Below are 26915 nucleotides of genomic sequence, written 5' to 3' on the forward strand. Positions count from 1 at the left end.
AACCCCTCAACGATCTAATCCAATTCTCTTATATGAGGGTATTCTATCCGATCCCGGAGTGACTCTCAAACCTCTTGTCAAGGTCGTCCCCGTGCAGCGACCGGGGAACACGAAGTTGTGAAGAATTCAAACGGCGGTCCTCAGCAACGCATCAGTCAACTCATGCGCATCGAGAGCGTCTTTCGAATTGGTGCTCAGGTTCTGTGCGTCGTGGAAAAGGACAGGGAGAAAAGAGGCTGTGGGAAATGAGGCAGGGTCTCCTGTGAGAACTTCAAGCAATCGATTTCTGGAAATCGATTGCTTGCACTTCGTTTCCCATTAAGGGAGCCATGTGGCGGTCAAAATCAAGCTTCGCCAAGACCAGCACAGTGACCAACGGGATCGAGACCAGAACGATTCGGAGGGCTCCTACTATCCCCCGCTTCCGGTTTCGAAAATATGAAAGTTCAGTCGCCCAGCAAAGTACTGGGGAAGCCAGAATGGTCAGTGCGTAATAGGTCGAGAGTCTGCCGAAAAAACATCCAATGAACAACACTCCGAATAGACTCACGACTCCAATTCCAAGGATTGCTTGACCACCGGAATATGTCGAGAGGTGCAAGCGATTGGTGATCAGCATTGTCATGATGGTCGCTGCGGTAAGTGTTCCAGTCAGCGGGACTGTAGCAGCGCCACCTTTGATGTAACCCGACATCATCACTGCCGCACCAGCACACGGCATCGCCAGACACAATGCAAGTGGAATTGAGGCTCCTGGAGAACGATTGAAGAGCCAGTCAAGCAATCCCCAAACGCCTGCAAGTAACCCGCTGCTCATAGTCAGTGCTATCGCTGCCTGCCATGCGGTCCACTCAACGTCAGCCCCACTCAGATAGACGGAACCATGCAGCAGAATTCGAGGTATCGCTAAGGCGAGACTGATCCGCAAGAACCACACGCACCATCGTGGTACGCGCTGGTTTCCTGCGAACAACTCAATGGCAAGTGTGGCCGGGATGACAATTTCAATCAAACGGTCCATCCCGTTCATCGGGGGCCAGGCGAATTGCCAGGACATGACTCGGAACCCGATTGAGACGCCAATTGCAATGCTGATGACACAGACCGAAGTGTGCCACAATTTGTCTTGCGTCCTTCGCAATGACAGCAGCATCAGGATGGACATAACAACAGCGATGGAGGCTGCCCCGATTGACTTAAGGTATAGCAGCGGCTCAGGCATCGGTTACTTTTTCACACCTTCACAATCAATCATGATCAGTGCCTTGTCGCCGATTGGCCCAATTGCTCTCTTATCGAAACCGTAGTCGCTGCGCTTGAGCGCTAATTCGGTTGAGAATGCAACGCGTTTTGTTCCCTTGAAGTCATGTTCTTTACCACCCATTAAAACGAGTGTGATTTCTTGAGTCTTTCCGTGCATCGTAAAATCACCCGTCACTTCGTATCCACCCTCGATCTTTTTTGTTTTGGTGCTTTTGAATGTGATTGTGGGAAACTGCTTTGTATCAAAGTAGTCGGGTTGTCTGAGGTGTTCGTCGCGAGCTTTATTGGCGGTGTCGATGCTGTCAGCTTTGATTGTTAATTCGAACGTAGACTTGGATGGCTGCTCGCGATCAAGAGAAAACTTGCCGGAGACGTCGTTGAATCGACCATGGATCCAACTGATGTCGAGATGTCGTGCCTTGAAGCTGACTGAAGAGTGAACCAGGTCGTACTCGTATTCGTCAGCCGCTGTGGCAGTCGCGCTGAGAGCACAAGTCAGCACACCAAGCATGAGTGTCTGAACGGAGGTTGAAAATAATAGTCGCATGAGATTGTCCTTTCGGAAAAGAATCCGGAAAACTGAATTTGCACGTTACATCAACAGGTGGGTCGCCATCGTATGAGTAGGCCCGTCGTGAGTAAAGGAAGTTAGCCATTGCTGGGGCGAGACAAAAGCGGCGTGTTAAATGATCGAGACATCGAGAGAGAATTCCAACGAACCTCTTCAATCTGCTCTTATAAAGACGACAGATCGTGCATATAACGTACGCTTTGAGGTACGTCAAAGAATGCATGAATTCTCCGACCTCATCGCCTACCATGAAGTTTGAAATTCCTCAATGGACCAAAATGGACCAATCATGAAATCCGTCGCTTGTCTACTACTCGTTTTCTTTGCGTTGAACTCCCCTGCTCCGGCTCAAGAACAAACAGCGCAGTTGCAACCACTTCTCCGCGTCGTGGATTTAAATCTGAAGGAAGCAGTCGATGTGAAGCTTTGCGATGGCTCGCAGGCACATGTCAAAGTCCTTGAACTGAAAGAGGCTCGCGATAATGTTTGCTTTGCAGTACGTCGCGCAGAGGTTGTTGTGGAAGTGAACGGTGAGCGGGCGACACTCGTCTCGGCAACCTACAACCTTCCGATCACCGTTGGCGGTGTGCAAATCGATTGTTCAGTCACGAAGGGGTACAACTCCAACGGGCGGTCAAGTTCGTGGGGACTGGAAAAGGATGTCCGATTACGATTGTGGCCAGCGGAGTCTCCACTCATCAAACCAGGGACCTTTATGTATCCGGTCAAACAGAAATGGTTTGCCACGGATACACAGATGGCCAATGTCCCGGTCTTTGTGGATGGTGGCGACCAACCGGGGGAGCGCACCATCTACTACCATAGTGGTCTCGACATCGGCGGAAGTGAAGGATTGGTGGAAGTTATCGCAGCCACCGACGGGCTGGTTGTCTCCGTGGGCGATCTGGTTCTCGAAGGACATAAGCAGAACACTCCAGTTTCTCCCCGTTACGATGTCGTTTACCTTCTCGATTCCAGAGGCTGGTATTATCGGTACAGCCACTTGAAGGAGATTGACGAGAACCTGCTGCCGGGTCGGCGGATTCAAATGGGTGACCGGATTGGATTATTGGGGAAAGAAGGCGGAAGCGGTGGCTGGTCTCATTTGCACTTTGAAATCAAATCTCGACAACCATCGGGCCAGTGGGGAACTCAGGAAGGCTATGCGTTTCTCTGGAATGCATACGTCGAACAATATCAACCCGAACTGATCGCTGTCGCCCGTCCGCATCATTCTGTCTGGGCTGGCGATTCCGTAGTGCTCGATGCATCAAAATCATGGAGTCGATCGCACGATATCGAAAAGTTTGAGTGGACATTTCATGATGGCTCAACAGGAGCGGGGGCGAGTCTGAAGAGAACGTATCCGAAACCGGGGCGCTACAGCGAAATCGTGAAAGTCACCGACTCAGCGGGGAACGTCGGTTATGACATTGCCCCGGTCGTCGTCGCTGACCCAGACCATCCTGATCGGAAGACCCCGTCGATTCATCCAAACTACTACCCAAGCATGGGAGTCAAACCGGGTGATGATATCACTTTCAAAGTCCGGACGTTCAACACGACTCATGGAAAAGAAGTCTGGGACTTCGGTGACGGAAGCCCGGAAGTCACTGTTCAGTCAGATGGTAACGCCGTGAAACTCTCACCCAATGGTTATGCGACGACGACTCATCAGTACGACAAACCAGGAGATTACATCGTGCGAGTTGAACGGCTGAATGAATATGGAGTCCCTGCTATCGGGCATTTGCATATTCATGTCGAAAAGGAATAAATTGATGCGTGTGCTGCTTTGATGGCACTGCTACTCAATTCAATCAAAAGCAATGACATCTCTTAATGATCGATCCTTCAATTTGAAAACGAATCCATAATGAGAATCACGACGCACATTTTGTTTGCCGGATTATCTTGCTTCTTCGTTTCTCTAGACTTGGTGGCCGGCGAACCTGATCAAACCAAGGTGAGCAGTCCGTTTACCTGGCAAGAGAAGTCGATCGAGTATGCTCGCATCATGTCTCGTGTGAAGTGGACACCGGTTGCTGATGGCATGCCTAAGCGAGGCGGTCATTTCACAGCTGGGAAGGAATACTCAGGAGTCCCCTACTCGAGCGTCAAGCACGTCGGTCGATACATCGGCTTCGATATTTTTCTGAAGACATTCCTCGCTGCCGTTGAGAATCCAGAGAGCGTTCTTTACACGGAAAATCTTTACGGCAAGGTGTCGAACGCGGAATGCTATTACGGCAAAGTCTGCTCCTCCTACACAAGCTATGCCCTGCAATGTGGCATCTGGTATGTCAGTAAAATTCATGGCCCTCAGTTTCGCGATGGTGTGACGATTGTTGAACCGCAAACAGCTCAAGCTGCAAGTCCCGGCGATGTCATCTATACGCCACCGAAGAAAAAGAATGGTGGTTCTCATGTTGAATTGGTGACGGAAGTGGTCCGCAATGAAGCTGGCAAGGTGACGCATGTCCGTGTCGAAGAGAGTCGACCGCAAACCACCAGCAACACATTGCGTAGTTCAAAAGCGTTTAATGCGCATCTCGCTGCCAGAAATCGAGAGCTCTACCGCATCACAGACCTCGACGCCTGGCGCGGTGGCAACAAGGCTGAGTCATTTCTTTTCCCAAATTACGAGGAAGATTCAGCGACGCCAAAGATCAACCGTGTGTTATTGCTCGATCGCGGCGACTGGGTCCCCTACTTCAAAGGGCAGGCCGTGAAGTTTAATGTTATGGATCGCGATAAGCAGGGAGTTGTCGCATTGGTCATTAAACGCGGTGACGAAGTGGTTGAAGAGATCGCGAATCCGGGTAAGGGTGTTGTCGAACGTTCCTTCGACATTTGTGGAGATTACACGGCTCATTGCGTGCTTCAGGATGGATCGCTGAGCCAGGCGTGCGAGTTCGCAGTCTGCGAACTCGACTTTAAGCTTCCAGCTCCCGAGGTTTCGCGAGGAACGCCTTTGGAACTCGAACTTACGTCCGACAATATGAATGCGATTATTGTCTACTTCAAGAATTCGAGTGATGGTGCTGACGAACACAACGTGTTCATCACTGAGGAGGATCGCAAGGCTGGAAAGGTGACCATTCCAGCGAGCATCATGCAGAATGCGAACAAGATGCAAGTCTGGTTGATCGGCGAAAACCGTTACGGGCGACTGAAGCAACGTCAGTTGATCAATGTGGTCGATTGAATGTCAGCAAGTGTTGCCCCAGAAATCCCACATTCAAGCAAGCAGTGTCATCTGCTCCCGGCTCGTCGTTCTCACGAACTTCGGGATGACGGTGCGTGATTTGATTCTAAGATGACAGAAAAGGGATCGGAGGGGATCAGAGAATCAGTGGGTGAGAGGTCGTAATAGATCAACGAACCGGCCTCAGCCATGTTCATTTCAATTTCGGCCCGGTCGGCAGTTCTGGTGCATTTTTTATCTGGAATTTGGCAAGATCGCAACACGAATTGGATCGTTGTTTGGTGAAAGCTGAATGAGATGTTTACCCCAATGAAAATTCACGACTTCGACTTAACTTCACAAGACTTCAAACGCGATCCACGTCCGACTCTGAAAGCGATGCGAGAGGTTGGAACTGTTTTCAAAGTCAAGATGGACCTGATCGGGGAAGTCTGGGTGACGACAACTTATGAAGCAGCGCTCAGGGTGTTACGAAGCAAGGATGAATTCGTTGTCCAGCCGGACAACGCTGGTCGCAAGAAGATGGCTGGCCTGAAGTGGTGGATGCCGAGTTCTCTCAAACGTGTTGCCGTCAACATGCTGACAAAAGACGAACCGGATCACCGTCGACTGCGGCAACTGGTGGAGTCGGCATTCATGCAGCAAAGTATTGATGCCCTGCGTCCAAGGATCGCTGAACTTGTCGATAAACATCTCGATGGGCTTCAAGAACAAGCAGACATTAATAATGGGGTCGTCGATTTCATTGAGGATTTTGCGCGCCCATTTCCTCTCGATGTGATTGGTGAACTGTTGGGGCTACCACAAGAAGATCGGCTGAAGTTTCATAAATGGGGCACGATGATGACCCAGTTCAGCAACCTGAAGAATCCGTTAAATATCCTCACGGGGTTGCGTGGTGTCTCAAAGATCAATTCGTACCTGCAAAAACTGATCGATCAATATCGCGTGAACCCACAGCCCGGCATGATTTCAGCACTCATCGAAGCCGAAGCTGAGGGGCATCAATTAGATAAGGATGAGTTGCTTTCGTCGGTGTTTCTACTCCTGCTTGCAGGGCATGAAACAACCGTGCATCTACTGACCGTCGGTTTGTATTCACTCTTTGAACATCCGCAGCAAAAACAGGCATGGACGAACGATTGGTCAAAATCATTGACTGCTGTCGATGAGCTGTTGCGTTTCAACTCAACTGTCGAAACGACTAAGCCGCGTTATGCCGCGAAGGACTTGGACTTCTTCGGACAACATTTAAAGCGTGGCGAAGTCATCATGCCGCTACTCATGGCAGCAAATCATGATCCCGCCAAGTTCGATGATCCAGACGACTTTAATCTCGACCGCAACCCGAATCCGCATGTTGCCTTCGGGACCGGAATGCACGTCTGCCTGGGACAGAAACTCGCTCACGCCGAAGCAGAGATTGCTTTCGAAAGACTCTTTACTCGCTTCCCGAATCTCGAGATCGCGATCAATCGTGATGAAATCGAATGGGTGAATCGCATCGGTGCGAGAGCCATTAAACAGTTGCCTGTGAAGTTGCTTGGAGAAACCGGATGACAAAACACAGCTATCCCCGATCCCCGATCCGTGTGCAAGCTCTGTGCTTTGTGAGGATCTCGCCAGACTTGCAACACGGTGGTCCATGATGGATCGGGAGTTTTGACTACGCGGCTCTTGCATCATTCGCGTCCGTAGCAACTCCGTTGATCAGGCGAACTGTTCTTTTCGCGTAGGCTGCGGAGTCGCGGTCGTGGGTTACCATGACAATCGTGCGACCATCCTGATGGAACTCGGTCAGGTATTCCATCACCTGTTGACGGGTTTCCGAATCAAGATTGCCAGTCGGTTCGTCAGCCAGAATGATTTGTGGATCATTCGCCAAAGTACGAGCCATGGCAACACGCTGCTGCTGTCCCTGACTGAGTTCATTGGGTTTGTGATCGACCCGATCAGCCAACCCGACACGGTTGAGCATTTCCAGAGCACGCTGCCGTTGTTCATCAAGGGTTTTTCCCGACAGTAACAAGGGAACCTGCACATTTTCGCAAGCGGAGAGATACGGGATCAAGTTGAAGGCTTGAAACACGAATCCGATTTTCTTTCCTCGAACGGCAGTCCGTTCGTCTACCGAAAGGTCATACAGGGATTGTCCATCGAGTATGACTTGCCCCGAAGTAGGGGCCATCATCCCCCCCAGAACTGAGAGCATGGTTGTTTTTCCACTCCCGCTGGGGCCGACAATGGCAACAAAGTCATTGTCGGCAATCTCTAAGTTCGAGTGATCAAGAGCGGTCACGGTTTCATCGCGACGAGTGTAGGTCTTGGTGACCTCTTTCAGTTGATACATGGAAGACTCCTTGGTCCAATGATCGGTTTGAGAAATCAGGCGTCGTTGAACACGAGGCAAGGGTCGAGCCCCGCAGCTTTACGAGCGGGAAAGTAGCTGGCAAGTAAGGATACGACAGTTGCTGTTATCATACCGATAGCCAGTAACTGTGGCATTGGCTGAACAGCAATTCCAAGGAGTTGCGGGCCGAGGACGACTGCGACAATCGTCCCTGCCAAAAATCCGATGAATCCACCCGAGACACCAAGAAGAGTTGCCTTGCCGAGAAACAGTTGCGTCACAATCCGGCGCCCTGCTCCCAAAGCCATGAGTGTGCCAATTTCTTTGCGGCGTTCGGTGACATTCGCAAACATGACGCTGGCAATGCTCGCTCCTCCGACAAGCAGCAGGATCGAAAAGAAGACCCAGGAGAGGCTCGACATCAATCCGTTGACGGCGACTTGCGTTTCCACAACTTGTGCAATGGTTACGATCCGGGTCTCGGGAAGGACAGCTGAGAGATCGCCAATCAGATCGCCCGCTGCTTCCTCACAGCACGCCATGATCTCGATGACATTGATGACTGGCCCGGCTCCGGAGAGATCCTGAACGGAATGTAAATGAGCGAACAGGCGACTGTCGTCGACCGTTCCTGTTTCAGGGAGTACTGCCAGGACCTGGAATTTTTCTCCCAGCAGGTTAAGTTGATCCCCCGTTTTCTTTCCGAGCTTCGTGGCAATATCTGAGCCGAGTATCACTTCTCGCTTCCCGAGAGTTTGAATGGTTCGTGTCGTTGCGAGATCTGCAGGGTTTTCGTCATCACCATTTCCGACTGAAGTCGGAGTGAGGCAGCATCCTCGACCGGAGCCGACAGGATTCGCCATCAGGTTAAGACCCTGCCAAGACGATTTCGCCTGAAATTCGGAACGGGGAAGAATTCCGGTGAGTGTGACCGGAGTGGAGTCTACCGTTTCCGCGACGCACAGTTTCGGAGCAAGGTTCTCAACTCCGGGCATTCGAGCGAGTGCCAACCTGGTGACGTACTCTTCGGGCATGGTTTGACCATGCATGTCGGCAGAATAGTAATCCTGTAGGGATGCACTGGTCGGTAGCACAAGCACATTTGCTCCCAGTGATTCCATGTCACCCGCAATTTTCTGTTCGGAAGAGACGGTAATACTTTGGATCGCAACGAGTGCTGCAACGCCGAGCGTCACTGTTAAAAGACTCGTCAGCATCGTCGTGGGACGTTGCCAGAGTTCCTTCCAGATGAGTGTTCGAAGTTTCATGAAATCAAATCCTGAGTGTTGAGTATTAAGTTAAGCACCGAAATCACAAAGACTGCAAAGAAGCGATTCCCCTGCTTGTGGAATCGAATCAACGTCGCGGTGCTTGTTTTCCACTCGCGGACTTGTGGTGCTTGCAGTTTGTGTCGTCGCAGCACTGCCCGGCAGCAGCCAGTCTCTGAGCCAGAATGCTGTGTGTGACATTCTCGTTATAAAGGCCGAGCATAATTCCAGGAGGGGCCATAAACGCCACAATGGAAGTTGGATGGTCGGTACGGACGCGGAGTTGCTGAAGGAAGCGAGCTTCCGCCGGATCATTTGCTTTCACAGTGACTACTTGGGTGCGATCCTTGAACAAGGCGTCGTTTTGGAACTGAGTTACACCAGCTGGAACGGCCTTTTCCTCTTCTGGATGAGCGCACAGCAGAACGATTTTCTGATCCTGAAGTGCTTTCAGGCATTCCGCTTGCGTGGGAGAAACAATTGCTGCAGTGAGATGCTGAGGCGTGACTCGCTGAGGAAACACGCTGGCGATCGCTCCGTTTGGGGCGAGAACTGCGACGGCGGGCATCGGAATTCGAGTTGCGTCAAACTGGTCGATCAATGCTTGTTCGCGATTGTCGCTAATTTGAACCGACACAATTGAAGCGTCCTTCCGATTCGCAAGTGTCGATTGAAGGACTTGCTGCATCGACTGAGTTGCCGAGTCCTTGCTGCGATAGAACAAAACGAAACTGAATTTTCCATTCTGGGCATTCGATTCAACTGCCTGCTGGCCCGCACTGAGTTCAGCAGCGGCAGCTTGATGGTTCAGAGGGAGTGCTCCAGCTATCAGCATGAATGCTAACGTGAGTGTTTGAGTATTCTTGGTCATGGTTGAAATCCTTTACTATGTCGAATGTGAACCGAGACCGCATCAACCGACTCGGCAGATCGGAGTCTGCGACGCAGAGAACAATGGCTCGGAAGGGTCCGGTGAAAGTCGTGTAAAGTCTGGGAATAATGATTTCGGCAGCTGGAAGCGATTCAGCAGCGACCAGGTATTTCGAAGGACGCCAGGTGAGCTCGCTCAAATGAGCGTGGGCCAGTCCCTGCCATGGGAAGAAGAATGGTCTATAACACTATTGAGCATTTTGAACGCTTGTCGTGACGCTGGAAGTCACTTTCATGACTTCTCAAACTGCTCGCCACGAGGCAAAACGTATAGACCAATTTTGGATGACTCTAGACCTGCCAAACCTGCTTGATAGCGTAGAGCGGTTCAGAAGTTGTTAATAAGAATTCATCCGGTTGCTCAAGTCGATTGCCGCCGATCAGCACGTCAAGAAAGAACGAAGCTGGCAAAACCTCTTGGACGGTCGTTAGCAGATTGCTGGAAAGAGTATCTAAAGCGTCATCGGTTCGAGCTGCAAACACAAAGTGACAGTTCACTTCATCACAAGGCTCTTTGGGGCTCTGATGACTCTCCTCACAGGTCGACGATAGAAGACTGCTTTCTTGTTCTGATGGGGAAATCTCCGTTTCGTCACGCTCAGATTGACAGCAGGCACATTCGCAATCATCCAAAGTCGAGTCGACGCACGTTTTGCAGGGGAAGGCACCACAATTTACATATGGTGAACAGCATCCCAACAGCACATGAAAGATGGCTGCCGATATGGTCCAGAGAATGAGTAAGTTGTGGAACATGAAAACCGACGAACTCAAAAGTCTGGGTGAAAGTACTGATGCGGAAACAACGGTCCTTCCTATTTATCGGACATTGATCAGTGACTCTGGAGGAAATCCTACCGGGGTAGACGCCTCCCGATTGAGTCATCGATTACGATGAATCCGACTGAGTTCGTTTTCAATATGAATCGTTCCCGGAAAGGGTCCTTTTCCAATGTCATCGACTGCGTGCCACGAGACAGAACCTGAATCCAGCGTTGGGGTTGCTCTAATCTCAGGCGATCTGGGACGGAGGCTGAAAAGTAACCACGAAAAATCAACAGGTGTTCCCTTTTCGTATGTGAATCCAACGCTGTCGAATTGATCCTGACTCATCTTTGAGAGTGGCAACATCACGCGCCAGACAGTGACTTAAAGAGTATGTCGTCCTGAATACCGTGGTCAGACGTATTACTTATTGGTCACGATTTCGATAAGAAAAAAGACTTGGACCGCCACATTCACGATCAAGAAGCCAGTCAGCCAGTCAGAAGGTCCGAGCGAAGAGACGAAACTCGATTGAGCATCAACCGGTCAGAACGGGAAAAAGCTGAAAAGTGACCAACAGAGGTCACTTTGGCATTTTTCGAATTAGCGTTCGTGTTCCGCCTTGTTGCGAACAGCCATTTCGCAGGTGAAACGCATTCTTCACAGGCATATGGGAGAGCGAACTGCTTTAGAACTGGTCCTGAAACGTGAAATTGCTCTCTCGAATGTTGAGAAAAGTGTCTATCCCGATGGTTTTCGGACTGCTTTAAACAAAAAAACACCTTGCAAGCAAAGCCTGCAAGGTGAGCGGAGAGAGCGGGATTCGAACCCGCGGTCCCCTTTGACAGGGACACATCATTAGCAATGATGCGCATTCGGCCACTCTGCCATCTCTCCTTTTGGAGCCGACACAAAAGTGTGAGTGAGGCTCCGGGGACGAAAGATAGAAGTTCCTTCGCAGAGTTTCAAGATAGAGAGCGATTTCGCTTCAAGGATTTCTCTGAGAGCCCTCAAACTCAGTCCATATTGACGGAATTTGCCGGTATCGAATATATCTCAGCTGGAAACATTGATGTTTCGGCCTCCAAACTCCTTGCTTGCAGTGACTTTAGAATTCCTCATGTGACTGGTGAACTCCCAAAATCGCTGAAATTGCTGTCGTTGATTCAAATGATAGTCTGCGATTTTGTTGTTGTTCGATCAGATCAAGTCCTTTTGATGTTGGGGCTTGCTTGAGGAGTGAGTTGTCGACCTGGAATGGACTTTCGGACACAACATTAGAGATGCCTTTTAAAATTCCAATTTTGCAGCGATACATCCTGTGGGAAGTGCTGCGCGTGTTTGCGTTTGTGCTCACTTGTATTACCGTTTTGCTGGTTTTCGTCGGAGTTTTTCAACAGGCGACCGAACGTGGTTTGACGCCAGCCCATGCTTTACAGGTCTTGCCGTTTGTCGTTCCACATATGCTCCCGTTCACAATTCCGGCAGCAATGTTGTTGACGGTTTCGCTGGTATATGGACGATTGGCAGGTGATCAGGAAGTGATTGCCGCGAAATCTGCTGGGATACATCCAGTCTCGTTGATGTTACCTGCCCTGTTTCTTGGAGCGACATTAAGTGCGGGAACGCTGGTTTTAAGCGATCAAATGATTCCGTGGTCTATGACCAAAATTGAACAGCACGCGATTTCAGTCCTGGAAGATGTTTTCATCGAGCGTTTGCGAACAGAGTTGCAATTCAGCGACCGTGGGACTGGATTACACGTGCATGTTGCTGCCGTGGACGATCGTAAACTGATACATCCGGTCTTTCGCTACGCGAAGAATGGTCGGATCGTAACGATGCAGGCTGAAGAAGCAGAACTACGACTCGATCTCAAACGTCAAGAGGTCGTGATTGCGATGACAAACGGGTTTATTGAGTTGCCGGGCGACCATCGTGTGTTTTTTAGTGGAACGCAGGAAGAACGAATTCGCTGGGAGCGCGAGGATGAAGTCCGCAAGGCACGAGATCTTCCAATTCTCTCAATCGGAACAGAAATTGAGCAGATCGAATCGTTTCGGGAGACTCAAAAGAAGAAACGAGCCATTCAAGCATTCATGTCGATGACTGGGGCGAATTTTCAGCAACTCGTAGGGGATGTCAAAACGACCACGAAAGAGCTGAACGGCGATCGCAAACGATACAACAAGCTCAACACCGAAGTGCATAGCCGCTACGCAATGGCCTGCAGCTGCTTCTTCTTTGCACTTCTGGGAAGTCCAGTCGCCATTCGGTTTGGACAGTCTCAGTTCTTGAAGAGTTTCATGCTCTGCTTCGTTCCAATTGTGTGTGGATATTATCCGTTAATGCTCGGTTTGATGGCGCAATCCAAAAACGGTCATATTTCTCCAGTATGGTCCATGTGGATCGCGAACTTGATTGTGATTGCGTTGTCCTGGTTTGTCATGCGGAAAGTGGTTCGATACTAAGTGTTCGGAGATGATCTTGTTTTTCAACTGTCCTGCGGAATGTTGAATGTTCGGATCGTTGTGGCAAGTCCATATCTATCAAATAGTTACGAGTCCTTTTCTGTTTTGGAAGACGTTGACACACATGTTGCCCTCCCTATAATCCGGTAGTTCGAAGCACAAGCCAATCTCATTTGACCCAGTCTCTTTTGACTAAGCGTAATAAGGATTCAAGTCATGGCAGGTAATGTAGTAGATTTTTCTGACGCCACTTTCCAGGATGAAGTGTTGTCCAGCGATCAGCCCGTACTCGTCGATTTTTGGGCTCCCTGGTGCGGTCCGTGTAAAGCGTTGACACCTACCATCGAAGCCCTGGCAGATGAATACGCTGGCAAAGTGAAAATTGGAAAATTGAACACTGACGAAAATCGTCAAGTGGCAATCAATTACCAGATCAACAGCATCCCGACTCTGATCGTTTTTAAAGGTGGAGAACCGGTTCAACGAATCGTTGGTGGCCCTCCAAAAGCACAACTTGCAGAAATGCTTGATGGCTTTACCGGCTAGAGCACTTTTGAAAGATGTCCGCGAATAGTCTCGTGGAGATGGGTGATTCATCACATAGAAAGTCAGTCTTCACAGAGTTTGTTTTCACTGAGACGACAAGCATTGAAAATGCTTGACTTGGGTCTGCTCTGAGAGCAGACCGATTTCATCTTCACATGATCTCGGGGAAGGAGTCCCCATGTCCGAACGAATGGAATCGTTCCCCATGAATTCTACTCAGAACTCTGACCGGCTTGAACAAGCCGGTCAGATTCTTTCTCATTTGCAGGCTCAACTCTCTGAGCTTGATCGCCGTGAGCAAAATCTGAATCAGCAAATGTCTGTGCTGATGGAACAACAACGCTCGACGCAGCAAAGCCAGGCAGTTGCGGAACGCAAGGCGAACGAATTGCGACAGGAACTTCTCGAACGCGAGCAAAAAGTTTCGGCAATCGAGAAAGAGGTCAACGAGCGTCGAACCGCAGCTGAACAACAAGAGGAGTCTGTTCGAAAGAAAGCAGACGCTCTGGAGTCTCAAAGAGCTCAGTTTGAACGCGAAATGCAGAAGAAGAGAGATGCCTTCGCTGCTGAGTGTCGCGAGAAACAAATTCGTCAACAGGCGGAACTTGCTAAAGAGTTGGAAGCATCTCGCAAGACGTTTGAAGAGGAATGCAAACAGCGCGAATCGACACTCGACGAACTGATTCGAGAACACGAACAAGAATTCGCGGAAAAATCAGAGCGGTTCGAGAGCGAAAAAACGCGGCATCGGCAAAATGTCGAGGATTGGGCGAAGGAAAAAGTTCTCGAAAAGCAAAGACTCCAACTCGAACGGCAAGCAAAACTGGAGCAGTTGGAAGCGGACTTCAACAACGAAGTGGCTGAGCATCAAGCGAAGATGTTACAAGAACGACATCAGCTCGATGAAGAAATTCGTTTGCATCAGCAGTCTGTCGAAGAATGGGAGACCCGACAGAAGGCCGAGAAAGAGGCCTTCGAAACTGAGATGCTGAGTCGCACTCAGACATTCGAAACCGAGATGCTGGCGCGCACTCAGGCGTTCGAGCAGGAATCTCTTGAAAAGCAGACTCAATTCGAAGCCGAAGTTCAACGGCAACAAGAAGAAATCAAAACAGCTCGTCAAGCGTTCGAAGGGGAACAGCTGAGCCATCTCGAACAGGTAGAAGCCTGGGAACTCCAACAGGCAGCGGAAGAGAAGAAGCTCAAGGAGCAACTGAGAACTGAACGAGAAAATTTTGACGCACAATTAAAGCTGGAGAAAGAAACCTTCAATGAAGAATGTCGTGTTCTGGAAGAAGAGTTCTCACAGAAAGTTCAGATTGAGAAAGAAAATCTTCTCGAAGAACGGCGACGTCTGAAAGAAGAACTCTCTAAAGAGCTTTCCGAAGAAGCAGCTGCTTTGAAGGAAGCAAGGCGTCAACTTGAACTGGATCAGCGAGAGCAAAATCGACTGAATGAAGAATGGTCCAGTCAGCGAACAACTGAGCGTTCTCGACTACTCGAAGAGCTTGAAGATGTGAAAAAGGAGAAGCTCGCTGCGCTCGATTTGCGTGAGAAGAATCTTCAGCGACGCGAGATCGATTTCGAGAAGCGAACTCAACTTCATGAAAGACACCTCGATCGTGTCCGGAATGATCTCAATGCAGAGTCAGCAGATTTAGAAAAGCAGCGTCAGAAGCAAAGGTTGTGGAAAGAGGAAGTTGAACGTGGGATTCGCTTACGGCTCACTCATATGAAACGTTTCCGTGACCTCGTTGGAAAGCGAGAGGACTGCCTGGAAGAAGAACAGAATCTGTTTGCGGAAACTCGTCGGACTACCGAACGTGACCTTGCTCGCTCGAAGGAACAATTTCTGGAAGAACGTCAACTGTGGTTGCAGCAACGTGCTTTGACACAAGAGCGGCTTCAGAATCAGGAGAAACGTCTCGACGAAGAGTATGCCTCACTTGTTGAGTCTCACAAACAGGTTGAAGCGCTCAGCGATGAACTGGAAGATTCACTTCAAGAGACTTCAAAAACACCTAGCAACCAACCGGTTCAGGCATCGCGGCATCTGAATGGTTTGCTGGCAATCTTAGGGCGGCAGCGCCGTGAGGTGGAGCAGTCAATTCAACGTCTTCAAGAACGACTCATTGAGATGCGATCAGAAGGTGCCGAACTCTCTTCCTGGCTTGCTGATCAAGATCAGGTTGTCGCTGAGCGAGAACTTTCGCATCAAGAGAATCTGGAATCACTTTCAACTCGGGAGCAGGAATTCTCCGCGATTCGTGATCAATGGAACGTTGATCGACTTCAGGCGGAACATATCATTCGAGATTTGGTCACTCAATTGGAAGTGGCCCTTGATCAAATCGCGCGTTTGCAATCAGAACAAGATAAGGATGACGGATTCAGCTCGATTTCACAGGCAGCTTAAATGAGTCGTCAATCTCGATCCTGTGCTGCTTCGAGTTTATTGAGTAAGCGTTGATAGTTGCTCAAGCACTCCTCAATTTTGGGCTGCAGGTTCGAAATTTGTTGGTGTTGACTCATCGAGAGTTCTGTCAGCGGTTTGAGCCATTGCTGCATGAGTTCGAACTGAGACTCCAGAACTCCGTAAACCGTTTTCGGCAAACGATTGACGATTGTAATGCGCTCGTCTGACTTCGTGTTTTCGCCCTCTTCTTCGTCTACGATCTTTGGTCTGTTCTGATCCGAGGTGCTTCTCGGCTCTTCTGATCGCGCCGAATCAGGAGCAGTGGTGGTCGGAAATGTATCCGGCCATTTCATTTCAAGTGGCGGGACGCTCACATTGATGGGACGGTTCGAAAGTCGAGCAATTTGTTCCAGTCCGTCTGCCAGTTGTAAGGACATTGCACGAAGTTCTTCACGTAGGACATCCTCGTCAGGGGTGTCGCTCTGAGAATCTGACTTCGCTGAGAGGGTGGTTGCTCCCTCGTTGACTGCTTTACGAATTGAATCGAGACCATCGCTGAATGTCGTGAGTGTAGCGATCACTTGACCGACTTTGTCGTCTGATCCGATACCCCGCATTTTGATGTTCTGCTTGAACGTCCGTTTGATGTCGTCCCAACGTTCTTGCTCGCCTGCGGTGAGTGTTCCTGTCAATTCCTTAAACTTCAACAGGTTGGCTTCTGTTCCGGAGGTCAGTGTCTGAGCATCGTTCTGGTAGCTACTCTGGATCAGCGACTCGATCTCGTCGCCATTCATGACCGGCAGCACTTTCTCTGCGATACGGTTCATATTTCGATAAGAACCTTGCAGGAGAAATGGTGGCTCGGTGCGGTAATCATCATGCTGAGCCGCTGAGGTGATGTACTCCTGATTCACCCGCAGAACAACATCGCGGACTCGCATCAGTTTCATCATTGTGTCGACGAAATCGTTCAGCTCTTCCATCGAGTAGTTGGCTTCGAAGTCGATTCCCTCAGAGGGAGCTGCGTCCCCACGCAGGGTTCGCTCCGCCATTTTTACAACGGCATACACATCCTTTTGAGAACGAGATGCAAGTTTCCCCAGAACGGAATTCGAAGTGAGTGCGTTTTCGATATAGCTCAGTTCAAAGGCATCAGCAGTGTCGCCGATAATTTCACCGAGGTTGTAGATGTCGGCCCGATTGCTGAGCATGTCCGGGATCTGGAATTTCTCGCCGCTCTCCGTATACGGGTTTCCCGCCATCACAACGGCAACTTTTTTCCCCCGGAAATCATACGTCTGTGTTTTGCCTTTATAGACACCCTCAATTTTTCGTTGAGCATCGCACAAGCTGATAAACTTTTGCAGGAACTCGGTATGACAGTGCTGAATGTCGTCGAGATAGATGAGAACGTTGTCACCCATCTCGAAGGCCAGATTCAACTTCTCGACCTCTTCTCGTGCCCCAGCATTTGGAGCAGCTGCCGGATCGAGTGACGTCACCTCATGTCCCAATGCAGGGCCGTTGACCTTCATGAAGATGATGCCCAGACGATTGGCGATGTACTCCATCAGTGTTGTTTTTCCGTACCCAGGGGGAGAGATTAACAACAATAGACCTTGGCGATCGGTCCGTTTCCCTTCTCCAGTTGTCCCGATTTGTTTCGCGAGGTTATCCCCGACTAACGGCAGATAGACCTGGTCGATCAATTGGTTGCGCACAAACGATGTGAGGACGCGAGGTTGGAATTCCGTGAGCTTCATCGCGTCTCGGTGTTCATCAACCAGCTGAGATTTCAACTCATGATAGCGTTTGAAGCGAGGGATGGTCTCGCGTTCAAAAGTGCTCAAGCGATCCAGAAAGTGGTTAAATCGTAACTCATAATTTCCGGACTGAATGACAGGGTGTGTCCCGATCATCTTGGTGAGTTTACGTTCCATCTGAGCTGCCACGACAGCCCGTTCATCGACTTGACCATCCATGATCAGCTTGGCGATTTCTTCACGATAGTCGAAAACTTCCTCTCCGTTTCCGTAGTTCAGCAGAAAAGCTGTGGTCCAGTCACGTGCAAGTTCGAAAGATGCCAGCGTATCGCGCTGAACCGCTTTCATCGCTTTCGTGAAACGTTCCTGCGCATCCAATCGTTTTAAGTGATCATGGAACTCACGAAACAGATCGGCTGCTGTTTGCGACACAACAAACTGGTTTCCGCGTACTCTGCGTGAATCATCGGTCAGTTCATCAAACAGATACTCAGCAGCTTCATGAACTCGCCCAGACGGGACTTCGGATGTTCCGTAGAATTCACTTTCTTCGATAAACTCGAGCAGCATCTCGCGAAGATCCGCAAGATACTCTTGTTGTTGATCCGTGCCTGGGAAGAATTGCGAGATCGTCCCGAAACCGGTTAGAACCTGCTCTTTGAGCTTTTTCGTTTTCGAATCTCCAAAGTTCCACCAGAATAAATTTGCCAAAACGCGGCTTTGTGAAGAGTACCGCAACAGTCCACAGGCGTTATCAATTTCAAGGAGTGCGTGAAGGATCTTGACGGCATCTTGATCGTGCACCCCTTTCGAGTACCCTTCCTGATAACGTGGTCCCATGAACTTCTGAACTTCGCTGAGAAGATCAACTTCGTTCATCAGCTGTTTCGCGGACTGCGGCGACGATTGGTCTTCGTAAGGATTCCACTGTCCGTTTCGTGCGGCCTGTAACATTGTGTAGGCCAGGAATTCAGCCCGGTAGACATCCTTGTTCTCGCTGACAACTTCCATCGTCCAGACTGATTGTGTAGAGTTCAGCTCTTCGCTGTTCACCGGTTCGTAGAAGTCTGTCCCTGTCAAATGGTAATTGAGTTCCCCATCGCGAAGGACGGTCGTCAGGTCGAGGACCTGCGTGTTGACCGAGAAGCGGTGGTTGCCGAATCGGATGACGTGATCGCCATCTTCATACAGTTCCTTCTTGTCTTTCAGTTGCCGGACTGCATCTTCGCGAATTGTTTTCAGCCGCGACTGGATATCGTCAACCTTGACGCTGTCTCCCAAGCCTTCCAGATCCGAGATGATATTGCGAACCTTGTCGATCATCAGGTCGGAGGCGAAATATCCATGGATATCACTGATCTCCTGGAAGGATTCGATGCGATTCTTCACACCTTTCAGGATACGATCAGCAGCATCGGCAAGTGCATTGGCCCGTTTGTTTCTCTTCTCGACAAGTTGCATTCGCCGTGAACCAAACGCGCCAGCAACTTCTTCTCGTTTGTCAGCAAGCTGGACGATGAACTCATCAAACTCGGCAAATTTTCCCTCGAGTTCCTCAAGCTGAACCATTAACTTGGTGAGGTATTCTTCACACTTTTCGGGGGAGTCGCAAACATCGAGGTAGTTGACAACCGACTGGTTCATCAACTTCAACTGACTCGAAAACTCCGCGGAGCCTTCTACGGATGCCAGTTCCTGAATCTTTCGTTTCAGCGACGCCCGAGCTGCATTGACGTGCGAGAAGATTCCAGAAATGTTGTCGATGATCGTCGTACGTTGCGTGGCGTCATCGATTTTGAGATTGCTGACAATTTCGATCAGCATTTCTAATTCGTGCGACGACTCTGCAATCTTCTCTTCGACCTGTTTCGCATCAGCAACCTTGTTGAGATCGTCAATCCCCGCTTGTTCAATCGCGACAGCATCGGCATAGGGCTGTAATGCGTCGTCGTTTAACAAAAACTCAACACATCGATGCGAAAGCTGTTCCGCCTGTTCTGCAACTTCTGTTTCCAGCTGCTCAATCAGTTCCGTGTCGGCATATCGTAAGTCGCGCAAGCCGATAATCTCGCCACGAACACGTCGCAGCCCTGCCAGGGATTTTACGAAGGAGTCGATGTTGTCAAATCGTCGCCGACCGACTTCATTCAACAATTCACGAGTTTCGCCAGCGACCTGCTGAGTCTGCTCGCGAGTGTTTTGTCGGACACGAACAACTTTCTCGAACTCATCAACCGCCGATGTCGCTGCGACTTTGATTTGTTGTAACGGTTCACCAAGGTTGGCGGCTTCGGCGTTGTTGATCCAAAAGTAACTGTCGAGAATATCGCCGGCGTACTTGACCAGATCGACGTACAGGTCTGAGTAGCTGTCTTCTTTCTCGATAAGATTCAAGATCTCGTGACACTCCGCCATTCCGCGAACGATGTCTCGATTGCCGATCTTGTACAGATAGGAATCTGTGTTCTCAAAAGTTTCGTAATCCTCTCCAACGTACGGAGTTTGCCAGACCTGAACCGCGTGGTGCTTTTGTGGCTCACCATGAGATTTGAAGAGGATCGTTTCGCCGCCACGGAACATCGTAAAACCGTTACAGATGACCGGAGTGTCGACAACTTGCTCAATGAGATTGTAACCGAGTAAAACGTACGCACCTTGGACCGGTTGGTAAAAAACATACAGCGTATCCTCGCCATTCGGGGAAGAGACGCGTCGGTCGAAAATCAATCCTTGAATGCTGGTGTCAAACGTTTTCCGTTCACCACTTTGCAGATAGTACCCGTTGGAAAAAATCAGCCCATGATCATCTGGCAGCAAGACGCATGCGTCAGCGATTGAATCGACGCGGCTCGCTTTTTGAATCTTTTCATTGAAGACGATGTAGCGCCAATCCTGCTCCTGGTAAGGCCTGATTTTGAGCAGAATCGTGTGACCAACCAATGCGTAGAAAATGTCCGCATCGTCGAGCGTCTGGTCCGCATTCTCGACAGGTTCCTCATAGATCCCTGCTCCCGATTCCGTATTATTCTCAACCTTAATGGTCAGGTCACCGCCGACGGTCTCAACGAAAATTCGGTCATCAATCGAGATATGCGGATGCTCCCCATGTCGCTGCATGTCTCGCGTGGTCTTCTGCCATTCGAATTCGTGCTGAGCCGGAAAACGAACTTCGTGGTCGCTGCGATTATCGAGATACCGCAGCGTGCTCCCTTCAACCAGCCACTTAAAAGATTTGATGTCGGTCGGACTTTTCCCAACCTGAAAGACCATATAAAGATGAACACCACGTTTGTAAAACTTCGCGAATGTGGCGCTCTTGTAATATCGATAGACATCCTGAAAGTCTTTTTCGAACGTCGCATTTTGGAGGAGATCTAAAGGCTCCGGGCTGAACGTTTTGGTCTCATTGTCGAACGAGTACACCGCAAACACATCTGCAACATTTCGTTCGGTACGAAGTCCAAACTGGACATTGTATCCGAATAAAAACTGATCCCCAACCGCCACCATGTCGCGCGGGACACAGTTGTGCTCGGTTGTGATTCTCTCAGTGTTCAGGAGCTTTAGATCGATCGAACCGAAAACTTCTTTGCGGTTCTCATTCAGTTGATCCAAGCGACTCCGCAACTCCTCCCCGTGCGACCGCAGCCGATTCCGCAGGATCTCATAGGTCCCGGATTCAAGTTGCGTGGCAGCTTCAGGTTGTTGTGGAGAAGAGTCCATTAATAATCAATATTGAAAACAGGGATTGAAGACGACTGTAAATAGAGAATGTTCTACGTGCCTACGAAATTCAGTAGTGGCGGCGATTTACTGAATAATTCCTAAGGTTTTCCGGACACATCAAGTGTCCGGAAAACTCGCAGCGGTTATGCATTCCCTTCTTCACTTGCCAGAACCCCCAAGCCTAAGGTCGCGACTTTCTTGTCCATGAGACCGGCGTTTTTGAAGTATTTCTGCAGCTTCTTTAAACCCGATGTTGTTTTTTCGTCGTCAGATTCAAGAAGCATCTTGCCGAGGACGGCGGAGACGCTGAGGTCTTTGACGTCTTCGAATGAAATTCCGAACTGGCTGGTGAATTTCAGCAGGTTTTCTTTGAAGTCACCGTCGGCATCTCCCACGAAGAAAGTATTCTTGACGTCAGTGACGACCTCGGAATTGTTCACGTAGCGGTCAACAGCTTTCCCGGCCTGAATAGAACCGACGATCTTGTCGAAGAACTCGGTTTCGCCACCGACAATGTCGATGCGGGCGTTGCCGAGTGCGGCTCCGACAATCTCGGATTGTTCGCGGGCGATCTCTGTTTGTGCGTTGATGGCTGCGATTTCGATGTCTTTGTCTTTGTTGAGTCGAAGTTTGAATTCTTCGTGCTCGCGTCCCACTCCATCGAAGAGCTTCATCGCTTCGGCTTTCTGCTCGATGCCCTTTGCGTCGGCGTAGTACTTCTGTTCGATGACAGTCGCTTCGGCCATACCTTCTTTCTCGAGTGCTTCCGCCTTGGCCTTTTGACCTTTGGCTTCTGCAACAATTTTCTTCTCGATAACGTTGGCTTCGGCGGACCCTTCTTTCTCAATGGCTTCCGCACGGACGCTCATGACTTGAGCTTCAGCCAATCCCTCAGCGGCAACTTCCGCCTGGCGAGCTTCTGCGAGCATTTTCTTGGCTGCGGTTTCTTTCTCAGCTGCAGAGCGGGAAGCTTCCGCTTCGATGACCACTTTCTCTGCTTCGAACCCGGCTGCCTGTTTTTGGGCCTCGGCTGCTTTGATCTCTTTGACTAATGCTTCTTCGGCATCTCGTTCGGCATTGGTAATCGCAACTTTCTTGGATCGATCTGCAGTGGCGAATTCTTCTGTGTCAAAGATACGTTGTTGTTCTTCGACCACTGAGCGTTCGACAGCGACTCGCTCGCGGATCACATCTTGAATGTTTCGTTTCTCAATTTCGATGGCTTTCTCTTTTTCAATCTCCGCTAAGCCAACGATTCGTTCGCGTTCGGTCACTTCGAGCAAACGGTCTTTCTCAACCCGTTCAATTTCAACCGCTTCTGTTCGTTCTTTATTTTTCTGAGCGACAACAATTTGACGAAGTTTGTTTTCTTCAGCGACCTGCAATTCTTCTTCTGTCGCAATGCGAGCTGAGTCTGCTCGGAGCCGTTGTTCTTCCTGGACTTTGGCAGCTTCTGCATGCTCACGGGCAGAGATTTCAGCGATTTCACGTTTTTGCTTTTCGACCGCTTCAACGCGTTGCTTTTCAAGTTCCAGGATTGCTTCCTGAGCATCAACGTCCTGCTTCTTGATCGTCTTTTCTTTCTCACGCAGAATCTCATTCGATTGAATATGTTCCTGAGCCGTGAGGTTGGTGATCTTCTTGATTCCCTCCGCGTCGAGGATGTTCATCTCGCTGAGATGCTCGATGGGGGTCTGTTCCAGAAAATCAATGGCACAGTCGTCGAGAATGTATCCGTTGAGATCAGTCCCGATGTGCTTCAGGATTTCTTCTTTGAACTGATCACGCTCGGTGTAAAGATCGACGAAGTCGAAATGTTTTCCGACAGTCTTGAGTGCTTCTGAAAACTTGGCATCAAAGAGTTCAACCAGTGCAGCTTTCTCTGAGGCACGCTTACAGCCAAGAGCCTGAGCCACCTGAAGAATGTCTTGTGACGTATTGTTCACACGGACGAAGAAGGCGACTTCGATATCTGCTCGGACGTTATCTTTGCAAATCAATCCGGAGACATCACGTCGTGAAATTTCGATTCGTTTGACCGAAAGATCCATGTGTTCGACACGGTGTGCGATGGGAATCACCCACATCCCGCCACCCGAGACGACCCTCATGCCGCCCCAACCCGTTTTGACCAATGCCTCTTCTGGTCCCACCTTGCGGTAGAAGCGTGACATCGCAAAGAGAAAGCCGACGAAGATGAAACCGCAGGCAAAAGCTATCGGTACGAAAATTTCCCAAGGCATGTGATCGCCCTTCATAAAGTGTCACTGTACGAGCGAAGCCGTACATCGGTTCATGGTGTTAAGCCAGGTGGTCACCTGTCTCTTTGACGTAATAAATTCCGGTATCAGGTGAGAAATCCACAATCTGGACAACCGCATCTTTTGGAATCGAGCCTTCAATTGTTCGGATATTCAACCGCAGTGGGGCTCCATCCTCGACATGACAGATTCCATTTCCGAACTTGGGCGTCACTTCACTGGTAATCACCGAACATGTTCGCCCTAACATGTCCTGAACTGTGTTTGGCTCCTTGGATCGTAACTTGCCCCGCATTGGATTCGTCAGGATTTTCGCCGCGAGTATTCCAATTCCCAGGCTCCTCCCAATCGCAACAGCATTCTGTTGAAAAGTTGGATTGACCATGTCTCGATCGAACACCATCGTTACGACCCATGCAGCGAGTGCGACGATTGACATCCACAACATGACCGGAACTTCACCAAGGTTCAGCCATTTTAACCCCAACATTCCCAGGTCAGTGACCGAGGCATCCATGTCCGGATCGAGATCCAGATCGAAATCGATTGCGTCCATGTCGATCCCTCCCAGTATGACGAGCAGCCAGTACGCGCATACGAGACAGAGCAGGATGCTGAAAGGCAGAACCGGCCACTGGAAGTAGGTTTCAACAATGTCAATCATGACTGAACTCCGATGTTGCCATTATGCAACATGAATGAGGGGCTTCATTGGGAAAACGCAGAATCGAAGAATTGGATCAAAGAAACCAGGGGGATTTCGGTCGGTTTTCGAATTCTAATGGCTCAACGGATTCTGCCGGCCGTTTTGACTCTACTGAATGAGCACTTTAATTCTGATATGTCAGCGAGGAGATCGGCCTGTTACGAGAGTCGGCGTCCGGTCCTGACGCTCATGCCATTCGTTCTGAGTGTAAGCAAAAGACTGCTGACGGCGGTTCCCTGTGGTCGAAGCAGACGGTATCAACGGTTGTGCCGTAATTGTGGGGAGCTGACCTGTCCACTCGCCTATTGCAAGGCTCGTAACACAATACAGCATAACAGGTTGTGTAACTCGTTAGATTTTTCCTCTCGCTATTTCAGAACCGGACGTAAAATTCCCTGAGGACCGGGTCCTCAGAGCTTTGCACAGTCATCGTTTCTCTGGCAAGCTTCCTAAGTGAAGCCTTGCCACAAGTCATTGTGGTGAAGGGAAAAATCATGGCGAGAAAAGACGCACTTTTGAAATTGCATCATCGGTTAACGGAACAACGTGATGAGTTAAGACGCAAGCTGACTCACCAGATGGAATCGGTGGGCGAGCAACGTGGCCCGGGTGACTTGGGGGATCAATCGACGATTGATGCTGATCAGGAACTTGGTTCACAACTGGCAGCTCTCGAAAGTCGAGAACTGTCTCGTATTGAAAATGCACTCGAAGCAATTCGGTCGGGAACCTATGGGAAGTGTGAACATTGTGAAAAGCCGATTCCAATCACTCGACTGAAAGCCTTGCCTCACACCTCTTGCTGTATTCAATGTCAGCGAGAGTATGAAATGGTCGGGGGCTCCGAAAAGGAGGTCGACAACTGGGAATCAGCATGGGAGCATCTGGCTCGCGAGAATGATCGTGAATTAACAGTTCGAGATGTTAAGATGGATGCTCGGTAAAAATCCGGAAGCCTTTCAATTGGAACAGGCTGTCGGTTGAACTTCTGACTGGAACGAGATGAATCATATGCGGACTTCCCGAAGAGGCCTGAAATCGACAATTGTCATCGCGCTTTGCTGCCTCTTCGGAGTCTATTCGTTAAGAACGGTTGATATTCGTGCAGCTCAGCGGATTGGGCCATCGAATTCATTCGGAAAAACCACAACGACTGCCAACTTCGCACCTGGCGAGTTGTCAGATATTCTGCACCAGGCAGGACGCCAAATCTCGAAGGTCGCAGCGAAGACCAGTCCGGCGGTTGTCCATATTGAAAGCGAACGAGAAGATCGCAACTCCGTCACAGAGGAGACCGGCTCCGGTGTCTTGCTTACGGATCCACGCGTCGAAGGTGTGTTTGTTGTCACCAACCGTCATGTTGTCGCTGATGCGGAATTGCGGAACATTAATATCCTGCTGTCCGATCAGCGTGTGATCAATCCGATCGAAAAAATTGAAGATGCTGAAAGTGATATTGCAGTCTTAAGGGTTCGAGATCCGGGGATTGCGGCTGCTCATTGGGGGGACAGTGACAACCTTGATATTGGTCATTTCGTTCTGGCAATGGGAAGTCCGTTCGGTCTCAATCAGTCTGTGACATTGGGAATCATCAGCGCCAAGGGGAGACGCTCGCTGGATCTTCCGGGAAGCCGGGTGATCAATCAGGATTTCCTCCAGACCGACGCTGCCATCAACCCCGGCAATAGTGGTGGGCCGCTGATCGATTTGAATGGGCGCGTTGTCGGTATCAACACGGCAATCGCATCTCAGGGAGGAGGAAACGAGGGGATCGGCTTCAGCATTCCCAGTAACCTTGTGCAGTTTGTCGCCATTCAACTCTTAGAGCATGGCAAAGTCCGGCGTGGATATTTGGGAGTCGAACTCGATGATAAGTTTGACCTTGATGACGCGAAACGGTTTTCTCTGGATCGACTGTTCGGTGCCAGAGTGAGCGTTGTTCTTGATAAAACACCAGCTGCTTATGCAGGGCTGCAACGTGACGATATCATCATCAGCTTTGATGGTGTCGACATCCAGGACGAAAACGATTTGATACACCGCGTCAGCATGACTCCGGTGAATAAACAGGTCCGGATGATTGTTGTTCGCAACGGACGAAAGATGACACTCTCTGTCACACTGGCGGAACGAAATGTTCAGCGGAGTTCGCTCCCGGAAGTTCAACAACCTGTCCCGGGGCCAACACTCTATCAGAACACCGGCCTGTCAACGCACCGCCTGACTCCCCAACTTGCAAAGCAAATCGGATTCAAACAAAGCCAGCAAGGTGTGATTGTCATGAAGGTCGCTGAGTCAAATCAGGATGCGGACAACCTGCAACTCTTCGACGTGATTGAAGCGGTGGGCCGTACATCGGTTACGACCGAAGAAGAATTTCTCGAACAACTCAGTCAAATCGAGAACGGCCCTGCCCTCCTCAAAGTCCGTCGAATCACAGACGGCAAAATGACGTCTCGCCTAGTCATTTTGGAACTTCCGTAACGCGTCGACGAACTCTTAATTCTTGAGACTCAAGTAGAGCAGGAAACTCTGATCATCTCGGTCTATTCTGAGCAACCGTCCGAAGCACTCATCTGAGAAGTCTCCAGTGCTGCACTCTGAGTGCATGTCACGGTTGTTCTACAGGGATATCGCTGCAGCTTTGGCATTCATTTAGCCCCCGGATTAC

Annotated in this window: 17 protein-coding genes and 1 tRNA gene; 8 read left to right on the forward strand and 10 right to left on the reverse strand. The window is 49.9% G+C overall.

Annotated features, from left to right (window positions below; translation table 11 throughout):
• Positions 1–271 precede the first annotated feature (271 nt).
• Together Mal48_RS07300 and Mal48_RS07305 are read right to left on the reverse strand one after the other, a co-directional pair.
• Positions 272–1222 (reverse strand): hypothetical protein, encoded by a 951-nt coding sequence (locus tag Mal48_RS07300; protein ID WP_145197531.1) that lies wholly within the window; start codon positions 1220–1222, stop codon positions 272–274.
• Between the two features lie 3 nt (positions 1223–1225).
• Positions 1226–1810: a YceI family protein gene (locus tag Mal48_RS07305; protein ID WP_145197533.1), complete on the reverse strand. Its 585-nt coding sequence runs from the start codon at positions 1808–1810 to the stop codon at positions 1226–1228.
• Positions 1811–2123: 313 nt separating this feature from the next.
• Between Mal48_RS07305 and Mal48_RS07310 the strand changes: the two genes are divergently transcribed.
• The 3 genes from Mal48_RS07310 (at position 2124) to Mal48_RS07320 (ending at position 6602) form a co-directional block, all read left to right on the forward strand.
• Positions 2124–3611 (forward strand): PKD domain-containing protein, encoded by a 1488-nt coding sequence (locus Mal48_RS07310; protein ID WP_197442138.1) that lies wholly within the window; start codon positions 2124–2126, stop codon positions 3609–3611.
• 99 nt (positions 3612–3710) lie between these two features.
• Positions 3711–5042, forward strand: a complete 1332-nt coding sequence (locus Mal48_RS07315; RefSeq protein ID WP_197442139.1) for a hypothetical protein — start codon at positions 3711–3713, stop codon at positions 5040–5042.
• Positions 5043–5351: 309 nt separating this feature from the next.
• Positions 5352–6602 (forward strand): cytochrome P450, encoded by a 1251-nt coding sequence (locus Mal48_RS07320; RefSeq protein ID WP_197442140.1) that lies wholly within the window; start codon positions 5352–5354, stop codon positions 6600–6602.
• A 106-nt stretch (positions 6603–6708) separates the two neighbouring features.
• Here Mal48_RS07320 and Mal48_RS07325 read toward each other — a convergent pair whose 3' ends face one another.
• The 5 genes from Mal48_RS07325 to Mal48_RS07345 all read right to left on the reverse strand — a co-directional run bounded on the left by Mal48_RS07325 (position 6709) and on the right by Mal48_RS07345 (position 11252).
• A complete protein-coding gene (locus Mal48_RS07325; RefSeq protein ID WP_145197539.1) occupies positions 6709–7392 on the reverse strand; it encodes an ABC transporter ATP-binding protein in 684 nt (227 codons plus the stop codon).
• 35 nt (positions 7393–7427) lie between these two features.
• A complete protein-coding gene (locus Mal48_RS07330; protein ID WP_145197540.1) occupies positions 7428–8660 on the reverse strand; it encodes an ABC transporter permease in 1233 nt (410 codons plus the stop codon).
• Positions 8661–8748: 88 nt separating this feature from the next.
• Positions 8749–9531: a hypothetical protein gene (locus Mal48_RS07335; protein ID WP_145197542.1), complete on the reverse strand. Its 783-nt coding sequence runs from the start codon at positions 9529–9531 to the stop codon at positions 8749–8751.
• A gap of 350 nt (positions 9532–9881) precedes the next feature.
• Positions 9882–10088, reverse strand: a complete 207-nt coding sequence (locus Mal48_RS07340; RefSeq protein WP_197442141.1) for a hypothetical protein — start codon at positions 10086–10088, stop codon at positions 9882–9884.
• 1075 nt (positions 10089–11163) lie between these two features.
• Positions 11164–11252 (reverse strand) — tRNA-Ser (locus Mal48_RS07345).
• Positions 11253–11638: 386 nt separating this feature from the next.
• On the opposite strand from Mal48_RS07345, the gene Mal48_RS07350 reads away from it, so the two are divergent.
• The 3 genes from Mal48_RS07350 (at position 11639) to Mal48_RS07360 (ending at position 15788) form a co-directional block, all read left to right on the forward strand.
• Positions 11639–12826, forward strand: coding sequence for an LptF/LptG family permease (locus tag Mal48_RS07350; protein ID WP_145197546.1), 1188 nt, complete (start codon positions 11639–11641; stop codon positions 12824–12826).
• 216 nt (positions 12827–13042) lie between these two features.
• On the forward strand, positions 13043–13372 hold the full coding sequence (gene trxA / locus Mal48_RS07355; RefSeq protein WP_145197548.1) for a thioredoxin: 330 nt from the start codon (positions 13043–13045) through the stop codon (positions 13370–13372).
• Between the two features lie 178 nt (positions 13373–13550).
• Positions 13551–15788: a coiled-coil domain-containing protein gene (locus Mal48_RS07360; protein ID WP_145197550.1), complete on the forward strand. Its 2238-nt coding sequence runs from the start codon at positions 13551–13553 to the stop codon at positions 15786–15788.
• Between the two features lie 8 nt (positions 15789–15796).
• Here the strand turns inward: Mal48_RS07360 and Mal48_RS07365 are convergent, their stop codons facing one another.
• The 3 genes from Mal48_RS07365 to Mal48_RS07375 all read right to left on the reverse strand — a co-directional run bounded on the left by Mal48_RS07365 (position 15797) and on the right by Mal48_RS07375 (position 24202).
• Positions 15797–21274, reverse strand: coding sequence for a DNA repair ATPase (locus Mal48_RS07365; RefSeq protein ID WP_145197552.1), 5478 nt, complete (start codon positions 21272–21274; stop codon positions 15797–15799).
• A 146-nt stretch (positions 21275–21420) separates the two neighbouring features.
• Positions 21421–23520, reverse strand: coding sequence for a flotillin family protein (locus Mal48_RS07370; protein WP_145197554.1), 2100 nt, complete (start codon positions 23518–23520; stop codon positions 21421–21423).
• A 58-nt stretch (positions 23521–23578) separates the two neighbouring features.
• Positions 23579–24202 (reverse strand): OB-fold-containig protein, encoded by a 624-nt coding sequence (locus Mal48_RS07375; RefSeq protein WP_145197556.1) that lies wholly within the window; start codon positions 24200–24202, stop codon positions 23579–23581.
• Between the two features lie 536 nt (positions 24203–24738).
• Between Mal48_RS07375 and Mal48_RS07380 the strand changes: the two genes are divergently transcribed.
• Both Mal48_RS07380 and Mal48_RS07385 read left to right on the forward strand, forming a co-directional pair.
• A complete protein-coding gene (locus tag Mal48_RS07380; protein WP_145197558.1) occupies positions 24739–25188 on the forward strand; it encodes a TraR/DksA family transcriptional regulator in 450 nt (149 codons plus the stop codon).
• A gap of 67 nt (positions 25189–25255) precedes the next feature.
• Positions 25256–26728 carry a trypsin-like peptidase domain-containing protein gene (locus tag Mal48_RS07385; RefSeq protein WP_145197560.1) on the forward strand — a complete coding sequence of 491 codons (1473 nt, stop codon included), beginning with the start codon at positions 25256–25258 and terminating at the stop codon, positions 26726–26728.
• Positions 26729–26915: the final 187 nt, after the last annotated feature.

Source organism: Thalassoglobus polymorphus, from assembly GCF_007744255.1.
GTDB classification, from domain to species: domain Bacteria; phylum Planctomycetota; class Planctomycetia; order Planctomycetales; family Planctomycetaceae; genus Thalassoglobus; species Thalassoglobus polymorphus.